Source organism: Coprococcus sp. OM04-5BH (genome assembly GCF_003482105.1).
In the GTDB taxonomy this organism is placed as follows: domain Bacteria; phylum Bacillota; class Clostridia; order Lachnospirales; family Lachnospiraceae; genus Coprococcus.
The window spans coordinates 317309-336395 of record NZ_QULM01000002.1 but is presented as its reverse complement, the minus strand read 5'-3'; the positions used below and the strand labels follow the sequence as shown (position 1 = coordinate 336395).

21 protein-coding genes and 1 pseudogene are annotated in these 19087 nt (G+C 41.6%); all 22 read left to right on the top strand.

Translation table 11 applies throughout. The features are described 5' to 3' along the window. The first annotated feature begins 43 nt into the window (after nucleotides 1–43). The 22 genes and pseudogenes from DXB54_RS07045 to sufU all read left to right on the top strand — a co-directional run bounded on the left by DXB54_RS07045 (nucleotide 44) and on the right by sufU (nucleotide 18807). Nucleotides 44–460: a GNAT family N-acetyltransferase gene (locus DXB54_RS07045; protein ID WP_158578201.1), complete on the top strand. Its 417-nt coding sequence runs from the start codon at nucleotides 44–46 to the stop codon at nucleotides 458–460. A gap of 106 nt (nucleotides 461–566) precedes the next feature. Further along, the gene (locus DXB54_RS07040) at nucleotides 567–1343 is read left to right on the top strand and encodes a tRNA threonylcarbamoyladenosine dehydratase (RefSeq protein ID WP_021937432.1); all 777 of its coding nucleotides are present in this window, start codon (nucleotides 567–569) and stop codon (nucleotides 1341–1343) included. Nucleotides 1344–1630: 287 nt separating this feature from the next. Then, complete coding sequence (locus DXB54_RS07035; RefSeq protein WP_118694692.1) at nucleotides 1631–1984, top strand: MerR family transcriptional regulator; 354 nt, start codon at nucleotides 1631–1633, stop codon at nucleotides 1982–1984. A 5-nt stretch (nucleotides 1985–1989) separates the two neighbouring features. Then, complete coding sequence (locus DXB54_RS07030; RefSeq protein ID WP_118694691.1) at nucleotides 1990–2451, top strand: hypothetical protein; 462 nt, start codon at nucleotides 1990–1992, stop codon at nucleotides 2449–2451. Nucleotides 2452–2592: 141 nt separating this feature from the next. Then, nucleotides 2593–2676: pseudogene (locus DXB54_RS12320) on the top strand (YccF domain-containing protein); the annotation flags it as partial. A 32-nt stretch (nucleotides 2677–2708) separates the two neighbouring features. Beyond that, nucleotides 2709–3059 carry an arsenate reductase family protein gene (locus DXB54_RS07020; RefSeq protein ID WP_118694690.1) on the top strand — a complete coding sequence of 117 codons (351 nt, stop codon included), beginning with the start codon at nucleotides 2709–2711 and terminating at the stop codon, nucleotides 3057–3059. Between the two features lie 158 nt (nucleotides 3060–3217). Then, entirely contained in the window at nucleotides 3218–3853 is a 636-nt protein-coding gene (locus tag DXB54_RS07015) for a recombinase family protein (protein ID WP_118694689.1), read from the top strand. A 162-nt stretch (nucleotides 3854–4015) separates the two neighbouring features. Then, nucleotides 4016–4231, top strand: a complete 216-nt coding sequence (locus DXB54_RS07010; protein ID WP_118694688.1) for a helix-turn-helix domain-containing protein — start codon at nucleotides 4016–4018, stop codon at nucleotides 4229–4231. A gap of 1 nt (nucleotide 4232) precedes the next feature. Beyond that, the gene (locus DXB54_RS07005) at nucleotides 4233–4811 is read left to right on the top strand and encodes a M48 family metallopeptidase (protein WP_118694687.1); all 579 of its coding nucleotides are present in this window, start codon (nucleotides 4233–4235) and stop codon (nucleotides 4809–4811) included. After that, entirely contained in the window at nucleotides 4811–5035 is a 225-nt protein-coding gene (locus tag DXB54_RS07000) for a hypothetical protein (protein ID WP_021937426.1), read from the top strand. Before DXB54_RS07005 ends, DXB54_RS07000 begins: the two co-directional genes overlap by 1 nt. 19 nt (nucleotides 5036–5054) lie before the next feature. After that, a complete protein-coding gene (sfsA, locus tag DXB54_RS06995; RefSeq protein ID WP_021937425.1) occupies nucleotides 5055–5723 on the top strand; it encodes a DNA/RNA nuclease SfsA in 669 nt (222 codons plus the stop codon). 287 nt (nucleotides 5724–6010) lie between these two features. Next, entirely contained in the window at nucleotides 6011–6454 is a 444-nt protein-coding gene (locus DXB54_RS06990) for a flavodoxin (RefSeq protein ID WP_021937423.1), read from the top strand. 27 nt (nucleotides 6455–6481) lie between these two features. Continuing rightward, nucleotides 6482–7474 (top strand): helix-turn-helix transcriptional regulator, encoded by a 993-nt coding sequence (locus DXB54_RS06985; protein ID WP_118694686.1) that lies wholly within the window; start codon nucleotides 6482–6484, stop codon nucleotides 7472–7474. Between the two features lie 312 nt (nucleotides 7475–7786). Next, nucleotides 7787–8992: a hypothetical protein gene (locus DXB54_RS06980; protein WP_118694685.1), complete on the top strand. Its 1206-nt coding sequence runs from the start codon at nucleotides 7787–7789 to the stop codon at nucleotides 8990–8992. Nucleotides 8993–9195: 203 nt separating this feature from the next. After that, nucleotides 9196–10338 carry an exonuclease SbcCD subunit D gene (locus tag DXB54_RS06975; protein ID WP_118694684.1) on the top strand — a complete coding sequence of 381 codons (1143 nt, stop codon included), beginning with the start codon at nucleotides 9196–9198 and terminating at the stop codon, nucleotides 10336–10338. Next, a complete protein-coding gene (locus DXB54_RS06970) occupies nucleotides 10338–13175 on the top strand; it encodes an AAA family ATPase (RefSeq protein WP_118694683.1) in 2838 nt (945 codons plus the stop codon). Before DXB54_RS06975 ends, DXB54_RS06970 begins: the two co-directional genes overlap by 1 nt. A 202-nt stretch (nucleotides 13176–13377) precedes the next feature. Further along, complete coding sequence (locus DXB54_RS06965) at nucleotides 13378–13815, top strand: RrF2 family transcriptional regulator (protein ID WP_118694682.1); 438 nt, start codon at nucleotides 13378–13380, stop codon at nucleotides 13813–13815. A 36-nt stretch (nucleotides 13816–13851) separates the two neighbouring features. Beyond that, a complete protein-coding gene (sufC, locus tag DXB54_RS06960; protein WP_118694681.1) occupies nucleotides 13852–14610 on the top strand; it encodes a Fe-S cluster assembly ATPase SufC in 759 nt (252 codons plus the stop codon). Nucleotides 14611–14634: 24 nt separating this feature from the next. Further along, nucleotides 14635–16041 (top strand): Fe-S cluster assembly protein SufB, encoded by a 1407-nt coding sequence (gene sufB, locus DXB54_RS06955; RefSeq protein ID WP_118694680.1) that lies wholly within the window; start codon nucleotides 14635–14637, stop codon nucleotides 16039–16041. A 46-nt stretch (nucleotides 16042–16087) separates the two neighbouring features. Continuing rightward, on the top strand, nucleotides 16088–17188 hold the full coding sequence (locus tag DXB54_RS06950; protein WP_118694679.1) for a SufB/SufD family protein: 1101 nt from the start codon (nucleotides 16088–16090) through the stop codon (nucleotides 17186–17188). Next, nucleotides 17169–18386 carry an aminotransferase class V-fold PLP-dependent enzyme gene (locus DXB54_RS06945; RefSeq protein WP_118694678.1) on the top strand — a complete coding sequence of 406 codons (1218 nt, stop codon included), beginning with the start codon at nucleotides 17169–17171 and terminating at the stop codon, nucleotides 18384–18386. The genes DXB54_RS06950 and DXB54_RS06945 overlap by 20 nt, the downstream gene beginning before the upstream one ends. Next, on the top strand, nucleotides 18376–18807 hold the full coding sequence (gene sufU, locus DXB54_RS06940; RefSeq protein ID WP_021937599.1) for a Fe-S cluster assembly sulfur transfer protein SufU: 432 nt from the start codon (nucleotides 18376–18378) through the stop codon (nucleotides 18805–18807). The genes DXB54_RS06945 and sufU overlap by 11 nt, the downstream gene beginning before the upstream one ends. The last annotated feature ends 280 nt before the right edge of the window (nucleotides 18808–19087 follow it).

Sequence of the window (19087 nt, the reverse complement as noted above, 5' to 3'; positions counted from 1 at the left end):
TAACTATGGCATAATATTACCATAGTAAAGGAGGCGTATGTACATGATACATTACGAACACAAGATACCGGTTGAGGACTATCAGAGACTGAGGCGTCAGGTAGCATGGAAGGAACTGCCTGTGAAGCAGGCGGAGAATGCTGTAAATAACTGCTTCTATTCCCTGTGCTGTTATGATGACGAGAAGGTCATCGGTATGATACGTTTGTTATGGAATGGGGATTATTGTGCCTACATAACAGACGTGGTGGTAGACGAAGATTACAGAGGGCAGGGGATCGCCGGGCATATGCTCAGACAGACCATGAAACATCTGGAGGATACCATGGAGGAGGGATTTGCAGTAAAATTGTTCCTTATGGCGGCTGTTGGCAGGGAGAGCTTTTATGAGCAGTTTGGTTTCGAACGGAGACCTAATGAAACAGGCGGAGCGGCTATGGATATGTGGGTGTTGAAGTAAAGAAATAACATTGCATTGACACCAAAATACCGGGTTGATATAATATATCGTCGGTTATTGTGAGTTAAGATAACCCTATCTTAAATTACGAAGAGGTTAGTGGAAGATGTTAAATCAGTTTTCGAGAACGCAGCTTTTAATAGGTGAAGCTGCCATAAATAAATTACAGAAGTCCAGAGTTGCAGTATTTGGAATAGGCGGTGTCGGCGGCTATGTATGTGAAGCACTGGTAAGAAGCGGTGTTGGGGCATTTGACCTGGTGGATGACGACAAGGTGTGCCTTACAAATCTTAACAGACAGATCATTGCAACCAGAAAGACTGTAGGCAAGTACAAGGCAGATGTCATGAAGGAAAGGATGTTAGATATAAATCCGGATGTTGATGTCAGGATACACAGATGTTTCTTTCTTCCTGAAAATGCGGATGATTTCCCATTTGACGAATATGATTATGTGGTTGACGCAGTGGATACGGTTACTGCCAAGATTGAACTGATACTCAGAGCCAAGGCTCATAACGTGCCGATCATCAGTGCCATGGGAGCGGGAAATAAGCTGGATCCCGGCAGATTTAAGATCGCTGATATTTACCAGACCAGCGTGTGCCCACTGGCAAGAGTCATGCGTAGAGAGCTCAAGAAGAGACATGTGAAGAACCTTAAGGTTGTATATTCTGATGAACAGCCTATAAGACCTCTTGAGGATATGAGCATAAGCTGCAGAACAGGTTGTATCTGCCCACCGGGAGCACAGCACAAATGTACAGAGCGTAGGGACATTCCGGGCAGTACAGCATTTGTACCGGCAGTGGCAGGACTTATGATCGCAGGTGAGATCGTGAAGGATCTGTCAAAAACTGTGCAGGACAACGGAGATATGTAGAATCCATGAAATTACGAAATGTATTGATTGTGGTGGAAGATATAGAGAGATCCAGAAAGATAGTATAATTTAATAAGAATGAGTAGATCCTCACCATTTTGGTGAGGATTTTTTTATTATTGTAATGATGTCTGGGACATCGTTACGTTGCAGCAGGCAATTTCAAATGGTTGCTGCTCTATTTGCTTAAAGTTGTAATTCGCGAAATTTACAAGACCTTTTATGAAACAAGAAAATGTTTGACTGCACGTTACGTGCAGCCTTAAGGTCAAATAGAGAGGTATAACATGGGCGAATTGATAACTTTGAAAGAAATGTGCAGAAGGGAGAGGGTAACGAGGAGGATGGTTCAGGGGTATGAGCAAAAGAAACTCGTATCTGCTGCAGCCACCAATAAATACGGACATTTGTTATATAATGAAGAGGCTCAGAAGCGGGTGAAAAGGATACGTTTGTATCAGCAATTTGGATTTTCTCTGGATGATATAAAAAAGTTATTTGATCTGCCTAATAAGGAATTAAAGATACGTCTGGAATTGCAGATACAGGTTATGCAGGAAAAAAGAGAGGCTTATGGGCAGCTTATAAATGAGGCAAAGGATATAATATCAAAATTAGAAGAGGAAAACACAGGAGGGTAAATAGTATGGAGAAAACAAATAACAAAATAATTGGTATGTTTATAGGGATAGCCGGAGCGACATTGGCGATAATATCATTGTTTTTGACATTTGCAGAGTCGCATATGGTAAATGAATCATTATTTGGAATTGCAAAGCTATACATAAATTCAGACTCTGGGGTATGGGGTAGCAAGGAGTATGAAACCTTTTACAAAATATTTGTGCCAACAATGTTGGGGCTTATAATATTGTTTGCTATAATTTATCTCATCACATGTGTAAAGATGAAGCCTGTTGGAATGATTGTTTCATGTGTTCTTACTATTGTAGCATTTGAAGTGCTTAAATGGGATTTTTCTGACAGAGGAATTGTACCGGGATCATTTGATAAAGGAGTGGCTTTTACTGTGATATACATTGTATATGCTGTGATGATTGCTGGTATTATTGTTAGATTTATTGAAAAGGCTAAAAATAAAGCATGAGTTGTTTGGTAAATTTAGCGGGCTTCAGATCCTGATGATAAGTCAGGATTTGAAGTCTGTTTTTCTTTCGGCATTTTTAGCTGTGATGGAAACAAAATACTGTTAATTAAAGAAAATAAATGGTAATATAATAAGGATAAGACAATCATCGGAATACCATTTGGAAAGCAGTTTTTCAAGATCGCAAAGTTAGTTTTAATGCCATTTGGTGCAGAAATAAGATAATTGTTTAAGAAAAAGCATGGAGAGTGATGAAAATGTTATTTATATGTTATCCGAAATGTTCAACCTGCCAAAAGGCAAAAAAATGGTTAGATGAGAATGGGATAGATTACACAGAGCGTCATATAGTTGAGAGTAATCCCACATATGAAGAATTGAAAAAATGGCATGCAATCAGTGGGTTGCCATTAAAGAAGTTCTTCAACACCAGTGGTATGCTTTATAAGGAAATGAAGCTTAAGGACAAGCTTCCATCCATGAGCGAGGATGATCAGTTAAAGCTCCTTGCTACAAATGGTATGCTGGTTAAACGCCCTATGGTGGTGGATGAGAAAACTGTTCTTGTGGGATTTAAGGAAACAGAGTGGAAAGAAAAATTAAAATAAGCAAATGAGCAAAGAATCACAGGTCATAAATTTGACCTGTGATTTTTTATGGCTACTCCCGTTTCCCCTGAAAATGGATTATCATGCCAAGAGCAGGTGATGTTAAGACTGTATAACTATTGCCTGCAGATAACAATAGACAAAGGGGAAAATATAGTATGGAAGATTATGAGCAGATTATTGCGACTGATAATAAAGGGGAGGTAAGGGCATACGGATATGTCAGAGTGTCTACTACGGATCAGAATGAGGACAGACAGCTTATTGCCTTAAGCTACAAGGACATAGATGTGGAAAATATTTATATTGATAAGATTTCCGGCAAGGATTTTGAGCGGCCTGCATATAAGAAAATGAAGTCTCAAATGAAGAAGGGGGACATACTTTATATTCTTAGCATAGACAGATTAGGGAGAAATTATGAGGAGATACAGGAGCAGTGGCGGCAGCTCACCAAGGAAATCGGAATAGATATATGTGTCATAGACATGCCGCTTCTTGATACAAGAAACGGTAAGGATTTAATGGGAACATTCATAGCAGATCTTGTACTTCAGATATTGTCATTTGTTGCACAGAATGAAAGGGAAAATATCAGGAAGAGGCAGGCGGAAGGCATAGCTGCCGCAAAGGAGCGAGGCATACATATGGGACGACCAGCCTCGGAGGTGCCATGCGATTTTGAATATTTTGTATATCTCTGGAAGCATAAAAGGATGAAACTTGAAGTGATATTGGATGAGTGTGGAATATCAGAGTCTACATTTTTCAGACGGATAAGGGAGGAGTTATAAAAAATGAACCGTACGGCTAAAACATGCAAAAGTATAAAAAATATTGCCGTACGGCGTAATTTGTGACATAATATATAAAATAAGTCGTACGGCTAAAACTTTAATTTGAAAGAATTGTTTGCCAGGCGAGTTTTATAATGACTAATAATAAAGGAAAACGATATGAAGATAATAGACTCAAAAGTTCTTGGGGAAGCAATCCGAAAAAGAAGAAAGGAACTGGGATACACTCAGGCATATTTGTCTGATTTTACAGGGTTCAGTGTAAGCTTTATATCGGATCTTGAACGAGGAAAGGCTACGGCAGAAATAGGGAAAACAATAGATTTGATCAATTTGTTAGGTCTCGATCTGGAAGTTGAGAAAAGAGGAAAATAAAATGTACTCTCAAAAAACAGACGTAACAATAATACGTTCAAACAGAAAAACAGTATCAATAGAAGTTAAGCCTGATCTGACAGTGACTCTCAGAGTGCCGCGTCGTATCACGGAAAAGGAGATAGACCAGATATTGAATGAAAAACAGTCGTGGATCAATAAGCACCTGGAGCAAATGCAGGTGAGAAATTCAGAGCTTGAAGCGAGGAAACAGCCAATGTTATCCATGGATGATATTAAGAAGCTGGCTGAAGAGGCACTGGCATACATTCCTGATAGGGTGAAGCATTATGCACCTATGGTTGGGGCAAATGGCATAAGCTACGGCAGGATCACCATACGGAACCAGAAATCCAGATGGGGAAGCTGCAGTGAAAAGGGAAATCTGAACTTTAACTGCCTGCTTATGCTTACACCACCGGATGTGATCGATTATGTGGTTGTTCATGAACTGTGCCATAGAATACATATGGATCATTCGGCTGCTTTCTGGGCAGAGGTTCAGAAGGTACTGCCGGATTATAAAAAGGCGAAAAAGTGGCTTAAGGACAATGGCAGCAGTATTATAGGAAGAATGTAATGAATTTGTTTAAGAAGAAAAAGAATGTAATGCTCTATGACAGGGCAAATGAAAAGCCTGCAATAAGATCAAGTATATGCACCGGTGAGCAGGTGGCAGGCTTTAAGGATATCCATACAGGAAAATTCCATGATGTAATGCTTATAAGAGATGAAGCAGATCTTAGAAAATTTAAGAAGCAATATGGGATTGCTGATGAAGAAAATATAGATATATGTTATTAAACATATAAGAGGAATGATTATGCAATATAGAGAGGTTATAGAAGGAAAATTTGTAGATCGTCCAAACCGTTTCATAGCACATGTTATGGTAAATGGTGTGACAGAGACGGTTCATGTTAAGAATACCGGAAGGTGTCGTGAACTGCTGCTTCCGGGAGTCGATGTGAGACTCGAGGTGTCGGACAACCCCGCGAGAAAGACAAAGTATGATCTTGTTGCAGTGTATAAGAAGACTCTTGGTTGGGTGAACATAGACAGTCAGGCTCCAAATAAGGTAGTGAAGGAGTGGTTGGATACCCAGGACTATGACCTGGTGAGACCTGAATATAGATACGGAGCTTCAAGAGTAGATTTCTATATGGAAAAAGGCGATATGAAGTACCTTATGGAGGTTAAGGGCTGCACCCTGGAGATCGATGGTATAGGATATTTTCCCGACGCACCCACAGAACGTGGAGTAAAACATTTAAGAGAACTTGCCGGTGCAAGCAAGGCCGGCTATGACTGTACGGTGGCATTTGTGGTGCAGATGGAAGGAGTCCGTGAGGTCAGACCATGTGTGAGCATACACAAGGAATTTGGCGAGGCACTTAACGAGGCAAAAAGAAGTGGCGTGAAGGTTCTGTATCTTCTGTGTGAGGTAGGTTATGACACATTAAAGATCGTGGAGGCTATTTATGAGAATTAGCGGAGGAAACAGAAAAAAGGAGGAGGACTGAAGAAGATGACGTGCGGTTTGCCCGGTCATTTGAGAAACTCGTACTTATGGCAAAAGAAAACGAAATTGGACAGGATATATAATACATTTGCATATGTTGGATGTGTCAGGGGATTATAGATAATACGGAGTAGTGATTTTAAGATTAAGCTTGAAAAGTAATTGAGAATTGTTGTATAAATATATTTAATTAGTATTATATATATTTTCATGTTGGATTATAAAGACAGAAGCTGAGACAAGGGGAGAAATTTTATATGAAAGTAGCGATAGTATATACATCAATTCCTAATGATGATACATACACTTTGCTGGAAAAGCTATCAAATGGCAATGATGTTGACTTGATAGATGGACAGCTTTCCATGAAGATTGATCTGACGGAATATGACATGATCGGTGTTGTAGTGGGTGATTGTCCCGGCAAATTCTTCAAAGCATTTTTAAATTACATTTCCAAGTATTTCCCGGAGGGCAGAGAAACATTTTTGATCAGCACCTACGAGGGAAATTCGTCATTTAAGGCAGTAGAGAAGATATTAAATAAGAAAAATTATACAATAAAGGGCAGATATTACTGCAAAACACAAGAGGTAGCTACAACCGGCTTTTCCGGATTGTTTCGCAGGAGAGGCGAGAAGCTTCCAAGTGATGAGGGCTTAGCCGGAGCAGTGGAGTTTTATCAGCAAATGGTAAAATGATGACAGTTTGTACAGGGGAGAAATAGGATGCCTAAGTCATCAAATCAGAAATTAAAGCTTATATATCTAATGAAGATCCTTCTTGAGAGGACAGATGAAACACATAGCATTACCATGCCTGAGATAATTGAGGCATTGGCAGCGTACGATATAAGTGCAGAGCGTAAGAGTTTGTATAACGATATTGAAAATCTCAGAATTTATGGGTTGGATGTTATCGGAAAGCAGGAGGACAGAACTTATTCATATTATGTTGGCAACAGGCAGTTTGAGCTTGCGGAGTTGAAACTGTTGGTTGATTCTGTTCAGTCTGCGAAATTCATAACAGTTAAGAAGTCAAATGAACTCATTAAGAAGATCGAGGGGCTTGCCAGCAAATATGAAGCATCACAGCTGCACAGACAGGTATTTGTTGCCGGCCGCGTTAAGACCATGAATGAAAGCATTTACTATAATGTGGACAGGATACATACAGCTATAGCGGAAAATTCAAGGATAACCTTTCAATATTTCCAGTGGAATGTGGCTAAAAAAATGGAACTTCGCCATAATGGAGCTTTGTATGAGGTAAGTCCGTGGTCATTATCCTGGGATGATGAAAATTACTACCTCATAGCATATGACAGTTCAGAGAAGATAATAAAGCACTTCCGGGTGGACAAGATGTTGCATATCCAGTCAAACGGCAGACACAGAGAAGGTGAACAGGAGTTTAAATCCTTTGACATGGCAGCGTATGCCAGAAAAGTATTTGGCATGTATGCAGGAAAAGAAGAAACGGTACGGATAGAGTGTGACAATTCACTTGCAGGGGTTGTTATAGATCGTTTTGGAAAAGATGTGACTATGATTCCCATAGATGATAAGCATTTTTATGTGAGCGTAGATGTGGCAGTCAGCCGACAGTTTTTGGCTTGGGTCATAGGACTGGGAGAGGGCGTGAAGCTTGTGTCTCCGGACAATGTGGTGGCATTGATGAATGAGGAGATAGACCGGCTGATCAGACAATATAGAAAATAAGGTTTAGCAAACTTAGACTTATAAATGAACATAGATTCGGTATGCAAGGTGTGTTTATGGGACACCTTGTTCTGTATAATAAGAACCAGATAGGGACAAAAACCTATTGGTTCTTTTTTATTATTGTAATGATGTCCGTGACATCGTTACGCTGCAGCAACCCTTGCCATAGGCAATTATAAATGGTTGCTGCTCAAGTTATTGTAATGATGTCTGTGACATCGTTACGCTGCAGCAACCCTTGCCGTAGGCAATTATAAATGGTTGCTGCTCAATTTATTGTTGTATTTATTTAGTGTTTTGGAGGTGCCCATGGGAACAGATTTATTATATTACATTATGGATTACAGTGGCAATTATTATAAGCTTGGACAGGGTGATCAACTGGTTGTGGCAACGGATCAACATGACGCCGAGACATTTACATTTGCACAGGCAAATGGACGGGTAAATGTTGGCAAGAAGGCAGCATTTTATTGCATGGTTCCCATAGAGGATAAATCTGTATCAACGGTTAAGGAGATTATTTATGATGAAGTGACAGATGAGATAGAGAAAAACGCATCGTCTTATGACCTGTCTGAGATGGATTGGGGAGAATATCTTACACACTTCATATATCTTGTATCGGGGATTAAAAATTATCGGGACTATCTAGCTAAGAAACATTCAGATATAGATCAGAAAATCTGCGATATACTCCACTATATTGAATTGTGCGAGACAAATGATGACGAAGCCATAGATCTGATAGAACTGCTCAGGGTGTGCCGTGAGAACAGGAGAGAGATTAAGGACGAACTCCAGAGGATAGAGTACTTTCAGGTCAACCTGGGTACAAATGCTAATGCTACAAAGGCCAAGCAGGCGCTTAAGGCTATTAAAGGGCTCGAAACCAGAAAATATAAGCCGAGAAAATATGATGAGCTATTTGAGAATTGCGTACTTAAGGATAAGCGTCTTCAGAGAGACGATATATATGAGGCAGAAGTAAACAAGCCCAATTTTGAGAGAAGAGTTAATGCTAGACATACAGAAGATGAAGATAGAGAGGAAATAATTAACGTGGAAGAGAGAAATTATACTCCTTATGATGGAAAAGAAAACGATTGGCTTTCATTTGCAAGGCAGCAGGCTGAGTTCTACAGAAATGCAGGACAGTATATAACAAATCTTAAGTTAGACATTGCAGAGATAGATAAGGAAATCGAAGATATACTTTTGGAAACCGAAGCTGCAAATTGCAACGTGGCACAGGGCTACAAGGTGTTTAAGCGATTAAAGGAACTCAGACTTGAGAGAAAGTCAAAGACCGGGGAACTTGATTGTCTGTATGCCCTTACGGATTATATAGATTGTGATTCACTTGCCGACACCTGCGAGGCAAATCTGGAAGAAGTGAAAAGCATTGTGGGGATTTCAGAGGCTGATGATAAGCAGGATGTAAAGCAGCAGGTGGAGAGCAGCATGCAGGAGGAAATACATGTGGTGGAAAATATAGAAGATATGGTGGGGTAGAGAAAACTGTTTTGGACGCAGTTTACATTTGTCGACTGAAATATGTAGAATTTAGACAGAAAATAGTCCATAATTAATTAGGAGATTGAAGAGAAAAGTCGAAAATAAGAGTAGACGGAAAGTTAATGAAAAAGGAATATTCAATACATCATGGGCTGAATTGGTAGGAATTAACTTATATTTTATTGAAGGAGGGAGATTACATGCGTCTTATTCATTTATCCGACCTTCATATAGGAAAGCGTGTCAACGAGTTTTCCATGCTGGAGGATCAGGAGTACATATTAAAGAGAATATTAAACATCATAGACGATGAGAAGCCGGATGGGGTCATAATAGCCGGTGACGTCTATGACAGGACAATGCCAAGCGAGGACGCGGTGAAGCTTCTTGACCGATTCCTTACATCTCTGGCGAAGAGAAAGCTGCAGGTGTATATCATTAGCGGAAACCATGATTCAGCGGTGAAGTTATCATTTGCGTCCGGCCTTATTGATCTTAGCGGTATTCATATTGCACCGGTTTATGATGGGAATGTGGAGCCAATGAGACTTGAAGGTTCTGATGGTATATCAGCGAATATATATATGCTGCCTTTTGTGAAGCCTGTAACAGTGAAGAATATATTCAAGGATGAGGCAGAGGATATCAAGGATTACACCGGTGCCTGTCGTGTAGCAATAGAGCACATGGATATTGATGAGACTACTACAAATATTCTTGTGGCTCATCAGTTTGTTACCGGTGCAGAACGTTCGGATTCAGAGGAGAATATTGGTGGACTTGATAATGTGGATGTGGGGGTATTTGCCCCATTTGACTATGTGGCATTGGGGCATATACACGGACCGCAGAAGGTAGGCAGGGATACTGTAAGATATTCAGGAACACCACTTAAGTATTCCCTTTCTGAGGCAAAACATCATAAGTCCGTTACAGTGATCGATATTCCTGAAAATAAAAAGATAGAACTTAGGACTGTTGAGCTTGTACCTATGAGAGACTTAAGGGAGATCAAGGGGACATTTGCAGAGCTTACAGACAAAGCATACTACGAGGGCACACCTGTGGAGGATTATATCTATGTGGTTCTTACCGATGAGGAGGATATACCGGACGCCCTTGGTAAGCTTCGGGTGATCTATCCTAATATTATGAAGCTTCGTTATGACAATACAAGAACCAGGACAGACAATATAATTGAGGAGGGGGCGGTGCTAGAAGGAAAGCAGCCTATAGACCTCTTTGAGGAGTTGTATGAGAAACAGAACAATAAGTCTATGAGCCCTGAGCAGAGAGAGTTCATGGAAGAGCTTATAAATAAAGTGTTTAAGGAGGAAGAGTAATGAGACCATTAAATTTAACCATGTCAGCATTTGGTCCATATGCCGGAGAGCAGAAGCTTCCTCTTGAGAAGCTGGGGGATAATGGACTGTACCTTATAACCGGAGACACCGGAGCAGGAAAGACAACCATATTTGACGCCATATGCTATGCACTATATGACGCACCAAGCGGAGTAAATCGAGATTCGAAAATGCTCCGTTCAACCTATGCTGCAACGGATACAGAGACATTTGTAGAGCTGGTATTTGAGCATAGGGGAGAAGAGTATAAGATAAAGCGCTGGCCTGAGCAGGAAAGAGCCAAGAAGAGGGGCGAGGGAACAAAGATAGATTCCGCAAAAGTTGAATATCTGAGGCCTGACGGAGTGGTTATTTCAGACAGAAAGGTTGTTGCAGAACAGATCAAAAATCTTCTTGGTGTGGACAGGAGTCAGTTCACCCAGATATCAATGCTTGCACAGGGAGATTTCCTTAAATTACTGTTAGCATCGACAGATGACAGAAGAAAGATATTCAGTGAATTATTTCACACAGCTAAGTATGGCGAACTTCAGGCTGCACTCCAGAAGGAGACTGCGGAGATCAGACGCACTCGGGATGATATGAAGAAGAGCATAGACCAGTACGTCTCAGGAATTGTCTGCCATGAGGATGATGTTTTATCTATTAAGGTGGATAAGGCTAAGGCAGGTGGACTCTTGACCGCCGATATAGTTGAACTCATTGATACATTGATTGAAAATGACACCGAAGCGGCAGATGTTCATGAAAAAAAGTATAATGAAATAGATAACCAAAAAGAAGAACTTGATAAATTGATCGGTAAGGCTCAGGAATTAGATAGATCAAAGAAAGAACTGGATAAGACAAAGATATCCCTTGAGCAGGCAAAGGATAAAAAACAGCATGCGGAGGAGGAATTTAAAGCAGCAAAATCAGCCCTTGGTGACGTGGAAGGATTGCAGAAGCAGGCGGCAGTTATTGAGGCTGAGCTTCCAAAGTATGACAGATTAAATGAATTGAAGCTTCAGGTAAGTGATACTGAAATGAAACTCAGGCAGAATGAAATTAAGCTTGAGAAGAATAAAACTGATATCACAGTCAGGCAGACAGAGCTTGAAAGGCTTAAGGCTGAAAATGAGAAGCTTATGTCTGCCGGTGAGAAACGTGCAGAGCTTGAGACGGATAAAGGCAGGTTGTCCCTTAATGTTGAGGATATGAAAGATCTTCAGAATAAGATTTCTGATCTTCATAAACGTGAGCAGCTTGTGGAAACTTCCAGAAAAAAATATCTTAAGCTGAGTGCGGAATATGATGAAAGACGCAAGGCATATGAGGCTATGGACAAGGCCTACAGAGATGAGCAGGCTGGTATCCTCGCAAGTAATCTGAAGGATGGAGATGAGTGTCCTGTATGTGGTTCAACAAAACATCCAAAGCTTGCGGTTATCAGTGATATGAACAAGGAGCTTACCAAGGAAAAGCTTGACCTGGCAAAGAAAATCAGTGATGACGCTCATAATGCTGCAAGTGAAAGCTCTACAGATGTTAATGTTAAGATGTCAAGAGTTGATGAAGCTAAGAATAATATAATCTGTCAGGCGGCTAAGATTTATCCTGAAATAGAAATAGTATTTGACGATAATGTTGATGACACAGGTAATAATGCCGGTCGGGGAAATGTGCTGAACATTGTGGAGATTACAGAGAAGCTTACAGCGGATATTAAGGAAAAATCCCAGAGAATATCTGAAATCAATGAGGAAATTGTTTCTGAAAAAAGGAAGATTGCCAGAAGAGATGAGCTTGCAGATCTTATCCCTGAGGCAGAGAAAAAACTTGTGGATAGCCAAAGCAAAGTGACAGAGCTTGATAAGGAGTGTGCGTCTCTAAAAACGAAGCTTAACAGTGATAAGGAGCAGTGTGATGAACTGGCGGATGGTTTAAAGTATGCCAACCGCAAGGAAGCTGCAGCCCAGATGGAGATATTTGCAAGGCGGGCAAATAAATTGCAGGATGATTATGGCAGGACGGAAAAGACATATAATGATATTGATAAAGTCATATCAGCATATATGGCACAGATAGAAACCCTTGAAAAGTCATTACAGGGTGCTCCTGAAATCGAACTTGAAAAGCTTACGGCTGAAAGGGGAGAAGTACAGCAGAGACTTAATAGTATGAGAAAAGAAATAGAAAACATTAAACATCGCATTGCAACAAATAAGACCCAGAAGGTTAACATAACTAAGAGGTCTGATGAGCTTTCAAAACTTGATGAGCGGTTCAGGTGGATGTCAGCACTTTCTGATACGGCGTCGGGAAAAGTTTCATCAAAAGATAAGATACAGTTTGAAACCTATGTTCAGATGACGTATTTTGACAGAATGATAAAGCGGGCAAATAAAAGATTTCTTAAGATGTCGGATGGACAGTATGAGCTTGAGAGAGTCAGGGTGAGTGATAACAAACAGAGTCAGGTAGGTCTTGATCTCTGTGTTATCGATCATTACAACGGAAGCAGGAGAAATGTAAAGACCCTTTCCGGAGGCGAGTCATTTATGGCGTCCCTTTCCCTTGCACTGGGACTTTCCGATGAAGTTCAGGCGTCAGCAGGTGGAATCCAGATAGATACAATGTTCGTGGATGAGGGCTTTGGTTCCCTTGATACGGAGAAGACCCTGCCACAGGCATATAATGCACTGACCAGTGTAACGGAAGGCAACAAGCTTGTTGGTATTATATCCCACGTGTCTGAACTCAAGGAGAAGATAGAGAAGCAGATAGTGGTTAAGAAGGATCATACCGGCAGGTCTGAGGCAGAATTGCATGTGTAAAAGAAGCAATAAAGTCATTCAGTAATTTTATAAGGTAAAAAAACCGAAAGTACCTATAATACAGTCAAAAGCATATTAAATATGTAATGAAAGCTGTATTATAGGTATTTTTTTGCATTTTCTCATAATTACCTATTGACATAGTAGGTAAATGGGCGGTATTATCTCCATAGTAAAATTTGGCAAAGGATGTGATGGATATATGCTCATTTCATCTAAGGGCAGGTATGCCATAAGAGTTATGGTGTATCTGGCGATAAATCAGGGGGACGGCTGCATACCTCTTAAAGAGATAACAGACGCAGAAGACCTGTCCCAGAAATATCTGGAGAGTATCACCAGAGTGTTGTCCAAGGGCAAGCTTATAGAAGCAGTCAGCGGTCACGGTGGAGGCTTAAGGCTCACAAGGGAGCCGTCAGAGTATACCCTTGACGAGATCCTTAATCTTATGGAAGGATCCCTGGCGCCGGCGGCCTGTGTGAAGGATGATGACACGTGCTGCAACAGCGAGGCATGTTATACAAGACCTATCTGGAAGGGGCTGGCAGAGGTTATAGATAATTATTTTAAAGATATCACCTTGCAGGATGTTGTGGATTCTGCACTGCAAATGACGAAAAAAACGGTATCGTCTAAATAAGGAATAAAATGATAAAAATATTAAGGAGGACATATCATGTCAGACAATCAGTTATTAACAGTTAAAAATCTCCATGTAAATGTTGAGGATAAGGAAATCTTACATGGCGTTGATCTTAGCATAGGAACAGGAGAGACTCACGTACTTATGGGACCTAACGGAACAGGTAAGTCAACACTTGGCTATGCATTGATGGGGAATCCAAGATATACAGTAACAGAAGGAGAGATATGGTTTAAGGGACAGAACATCACAGAAGAAGCTGTAGATTTCAGAGCAAAATCAGGTATGTTCCTTTCCTTCCAGAACCCTCTTGAGGTTCCGGGAGTTACCCTTAGTTCATTTATAAGAAGTGCTCTTGAGCAGAAGACAGGAAAGAGAATACGTCTCTGGGATTTCAAGAAGGAATTGGAGAAGACAATGGAGCTTCTCCAGATGGATCCTTCATATGCAGAGAGAGATCTGAATGTAGGCTTCTCCGGTGGTGAGAAGAAGAAGGCAGAGATATTACAGTTGCTTATGCTTAAGCCATCTCTTGCAATACTTGATGAGACAGACTCAGGTCTTGATGTAGACGCTGTTCGTACTGTATCAGCAGGAATTGAGGCATATCAGAAGACCTGTGACGGCAGTCTTTTGATAATCACCCACAGTACCAAGATCCTTGAGTCACTTTCAGTTGATTACACCCATGTAATGGTTGAGGGTAAAATGATCAAGACCGGTGACGCCTCCCTGGTTGATGAGATCAATCGTGAAGGCTTCGGCAGATATGAGAACGAGAAGACAGAATAACCGGGAAGGAGTCTGTAGACGAAGATGAAAGAAAAGACATATGTAGAAGACATAGACAGAAATATATATGATTTCAAATATGACGATAAGGACGCATACAAGTTAAAGGCAGGACTTACTCCGGAGATAGTTGAACAGTTGTCTGCCGAGAAGCATGATCCGGAATGGATGAGACAGTTCAGACTTGACTCTTTGAAATTATATAATGAAATACCGGTTCCTGACTGGGGACCATCTATAGAAGGTCTTAACATTGACAACATTGTTACTTATGTAAGACCAAATACCAATATGAAGGCAGACTGGAAGGATGTTCCTGAGGATATTAAGAACACCTTTGAGCGTCTGGGTATACCTCAGGCAGAGCGTAAATCCCTGGCAGGTGTGGGAGCTCAGTATGATTCAGAGCTTGTATATCATAATGTCCGTGAAGAGGTTGCTGCCAAGGGTGTTGTATATACAGATATGGAGAGTGCCTTAAACGGAGAATTTGCAGATATGGTGAAGGAGCATTTCATGAAGCTTGTAACTCCACACGATCACAAATTTGCAGCACTTCATGGAGCAGTGTGGTCCGGCGGATCATTTGTATATGTTCCTAAGGGAGTTAAGGTCGATATTCCCCTCCAGTCATATTTCAGACTTAATGCAGCAGGTGCAGGACAGTTTGAGCACACACTGATCATTGTTGATGAGGGAGCAGACCTTCATTTCATAGAGGGATGTTCAGCACCTAAGTACAACGTGGCAAATCTTCATGCAGGCTGCGTTGAGTTATTTGTAGGAAAGAATGCGAAGCTCAGATATTCTACCATTGAGAACTGGTCAAAGAATATGTACAACCTGAACACCAAGAGAGCCATTGTTGAAGAGGGCGGAACCATTGAGTGGGTTTCAGGTTCATTTGGCTCCCATGTATCCTACCTGTATCCTATGAGCATACTTAAGGGAAAGGGCTCAAGAATGGAATTTACAGGTGTGACATTTGCAGGAAAGGGACAGAACCTGGACACAGGAGCAAAGGTAGTACATGCGGCACCGGATACAAGTTCATACATGAACACCAGATCAATATCAAAGGATGGAGGAATAAGCACATTCCGTTCATCTGTTGTGGTCACCAAGGAAGCGGAGAACTCCAAGTCGGCTGTTTCATGTCAGTCACTTATGCTTGACTCCATATCCCGTTCAGATACTATTCCTGCCATGGATGTTCGTACAAGAAAGGCAAATATCGGTCATGAGGCACAGATCGGAAGTATCAGTGATGAGGCAGTGTTCTACCTTATGTCAAGAGGCATGAGCGAGGAGGACGCAAGGGCATGTATTGTAAGTGGATTCGCAGATAATGTATCTAAGGAGCTGCCGCTTGAGTATGCTCTTGAGATGAACAATCTGATACGTCTTGAGATGAAGGGCAGTATAGGTTAAGAGGAGGCACCCCTTTACCCCGATATAAGATTAGGAGGAACTGACAATGGGACAAATAGAAGAATTTAAGATAAATCCGCTGCCATCTATAACCTGGAACTGGCTGCGGCTCAATGATGTAAATGTAAAATGGAACATGGATATAGGGCCATGTAATATAGAGATAAAAGAAGATAATAATGAAAAAGCTAAGGACGCTGACATCTGGGGAGATATAAAGACAGGTGCCGGAGAGGCTGCGGATGTAATATTTGCAGGGGAAAACGGTAAAGCTAATGTGGCAGCACTTAGCTTTGGAAATTCAGACAATGCAGAAGCTGCAGACAGTAATTCAGGTGTATGTGAGAAAGTGGTTCACGTTGACATAACATCGAACAAAACTTCATCTGCCGGAGTTCTGAAGATCCATGGAAAGGAAAATTCCAGCGTGTCTGTTATAGAGACATTTGGCAAGGGTGGAAATGGCAGCATTGCCTTCCGTACACTGGTTCAGGCAGAGAAGAACAGCAGGGTGAGACTTGTGCAGATATTCCTTGAAGATCAGACTTTACTTAATGATGTGGGCTGTGTGTGCGAGGAAAATGCAGACTTAGAGGTGTTGCAGATATTTGCAGGTAAGGGAAATCTCTACAATGGTATAAGAACAGACCTTAAGGGTGACAAGGCACATACAGAAAAGTCAATAGGCTACCTGGGGCAGAACAAACAGGTGGTTGACATAAATCTTGTGGTAAATCACCTTGGCAAGAAGACAGGCAGTGAGATCCAGGTGGATGGAACCCTGAAGGACGAGGCAGAGAAGACCTTCCGTGGCACCATTGATTTCAAGAATGGTTCATCACAGTCAGTTGGAGCTGAGACAGAGAATGTTCTCCTTCTTGGTGACAATGTGGTGAATAAAACAATTCCTGTTATCCTCTGTGCTGAGGAGGATGTGGAAGGCTCCCACGGTGCAACCATCGGCGAGCTTGATGAGGAGACCATGTTCTACTTCGCTTCCAGAGGCATTGATCAGGAGCTGGCAGAGGATATCATGACCAAGGGTAAGATGGAAGTCTTATACAGAAAGATAAATGACGAGGTTACTGAGAAGCTTGTAGAGGAGCAGTTAGCGGAGGTGATGGGATATGACAGAGAAGAAGTATAGGAAGGATTTCCCCCTTCTTCAGAATAACGACACCATTTATATAGATAATGCAGCTACATCCCAGAGACCTGCAGTGGTCATAGAAGCTGAGAAGAAGTTCTACGAGGAGGCAAATGCCAATCCTCTCCGGGGTTTCTACCCATTGAGTCTTGAGGCTACCAAACGCTATGAAGATTCAAGGACTGTTGTGAAGGCGTTCATCAATGCCAGGTCAGAGCAGGAGATCATCTTCACGAGAAATACCACAGAGAGCATTAATCTTATTGCTTACAGCTATGGACTTAACAACATTAAGGCAGGAGACGAGATCGCCATAACCATCATGGAACATCACAGCAATATGCTGCCATGGCAGATGGTAGCGAAGCAGACCGGAGCAACCCTTAGATATCTTGAGTGTGAGAAGGACGGAACATTTGCAGAGGAAACTTTAAAAGAAGGGATCAATTCCAGGACTAAGCTGGTTGCCATGACCCAGGTGTCAAATGTCCTTGGCTGTGTCAATCCTATAGAAAAGGTTGTAAGACTTGCCCATGAGGTTGGAGCAGTTGTAGTGGTTGACGGTGCCCAGAGCGTGCCACACATGGCTACAGATGTCCAGGCGCTGGACGTTGATTTTCTTGCATTTTCAGGTCACAAATTAATGGGACCTATGGGTATAGGTGTTCTTTACGGCAGAAAGGAACTGCTTGATAAAATGCCGCCGTTCCTTACAGGTGGCGAGATGATCCAGTCAGTTACAAGAGAAGGCGCAGTGTATGCTGAGCTTCCTCATAAGTTCGAGGCAGGAACTGTCAATGCTGCCGGAGCTGTTGGACTTGCGGCTGCCATAAAGTATGTGGAGAGCGTTGGATTTGGCTATATAGAAGAGCGTGAGCAGGCACTTACAAAGAGAGCAATGAAGGGGCTTGCCAGGGTTCCTCACGTTACTGTTCTCGGTTCGGATGACCCTGCAAATCACACAGGAATAGTAGCGTTCTTAATAGATGGAGTTCATCCTCACGATGTAAGTGAGATACTTGCCTCAGATGGCATAGATGTAAGGGCAGGCCATCACTGTGCCCAGCCGCTTCTTACCTATCTTGGCGTGCACAATGCTACCAGGGCAAGCTTTATGTTCTACAATACGGAGGAAGAAGTTGACGCATTTGTAAAGAGTGTGGCAGGAGTCAGAAGGAGTATGGGCTATGGCGAATAGAATATTTTACAATGAGATACTTACAGAGCATAATATGAGACCGGATTTTAAGCATGATCTCCCGGATGCGAATATCGTCCTTGAGGGAGTCAATCCCAACTGTGGAGACGATATATGGCTTAAGTTAAAGGTTGAAAATGGAATTATAGAGGATGGTGCATTTGTAGGAGACGGATGTGCCATCTCCCAGGCGTCAGCGGACATTATGCTTGGAATGATAATCGGCAGATCAGAGGAAGAGGCCAGACATCTTGGTGATCTGTTCTTTCGGATGATCAAGGGTGAGGCAAGCGACGAGGAAATAGACGAGCTTGAAGAAGCATCAGCTCTTAAGGATATATCCCACATGCCTGCAAGGGTAAAATGTGCGGTGCTTGGCTGGCATACCCTAGATGAGGCTCTGAGTAAAAAGGCAAATTAAATAAGTTTATAAAAATAACCTTCATGATGTAGGACAAGCTATAAGATCTGACCCGTGGAGGTTTTTTATTGTGAAATTTAATCTTCCCGAACCAAATTGTAAGCATTTTGCTGTTTTAGGTAGCGGCTGTTTTGTATTTTGAGATGAAAAAATCGCAAAAAAATGGTATAGTGTGTTGGGGTATTATCCATGCATAGGAGGAAGCACTAAGTGTCGAAGACGCATTTAGAATGGTGTTTACGAACTGTCGCCGAGAGATTATGCTCGTGTGTTGAAAACA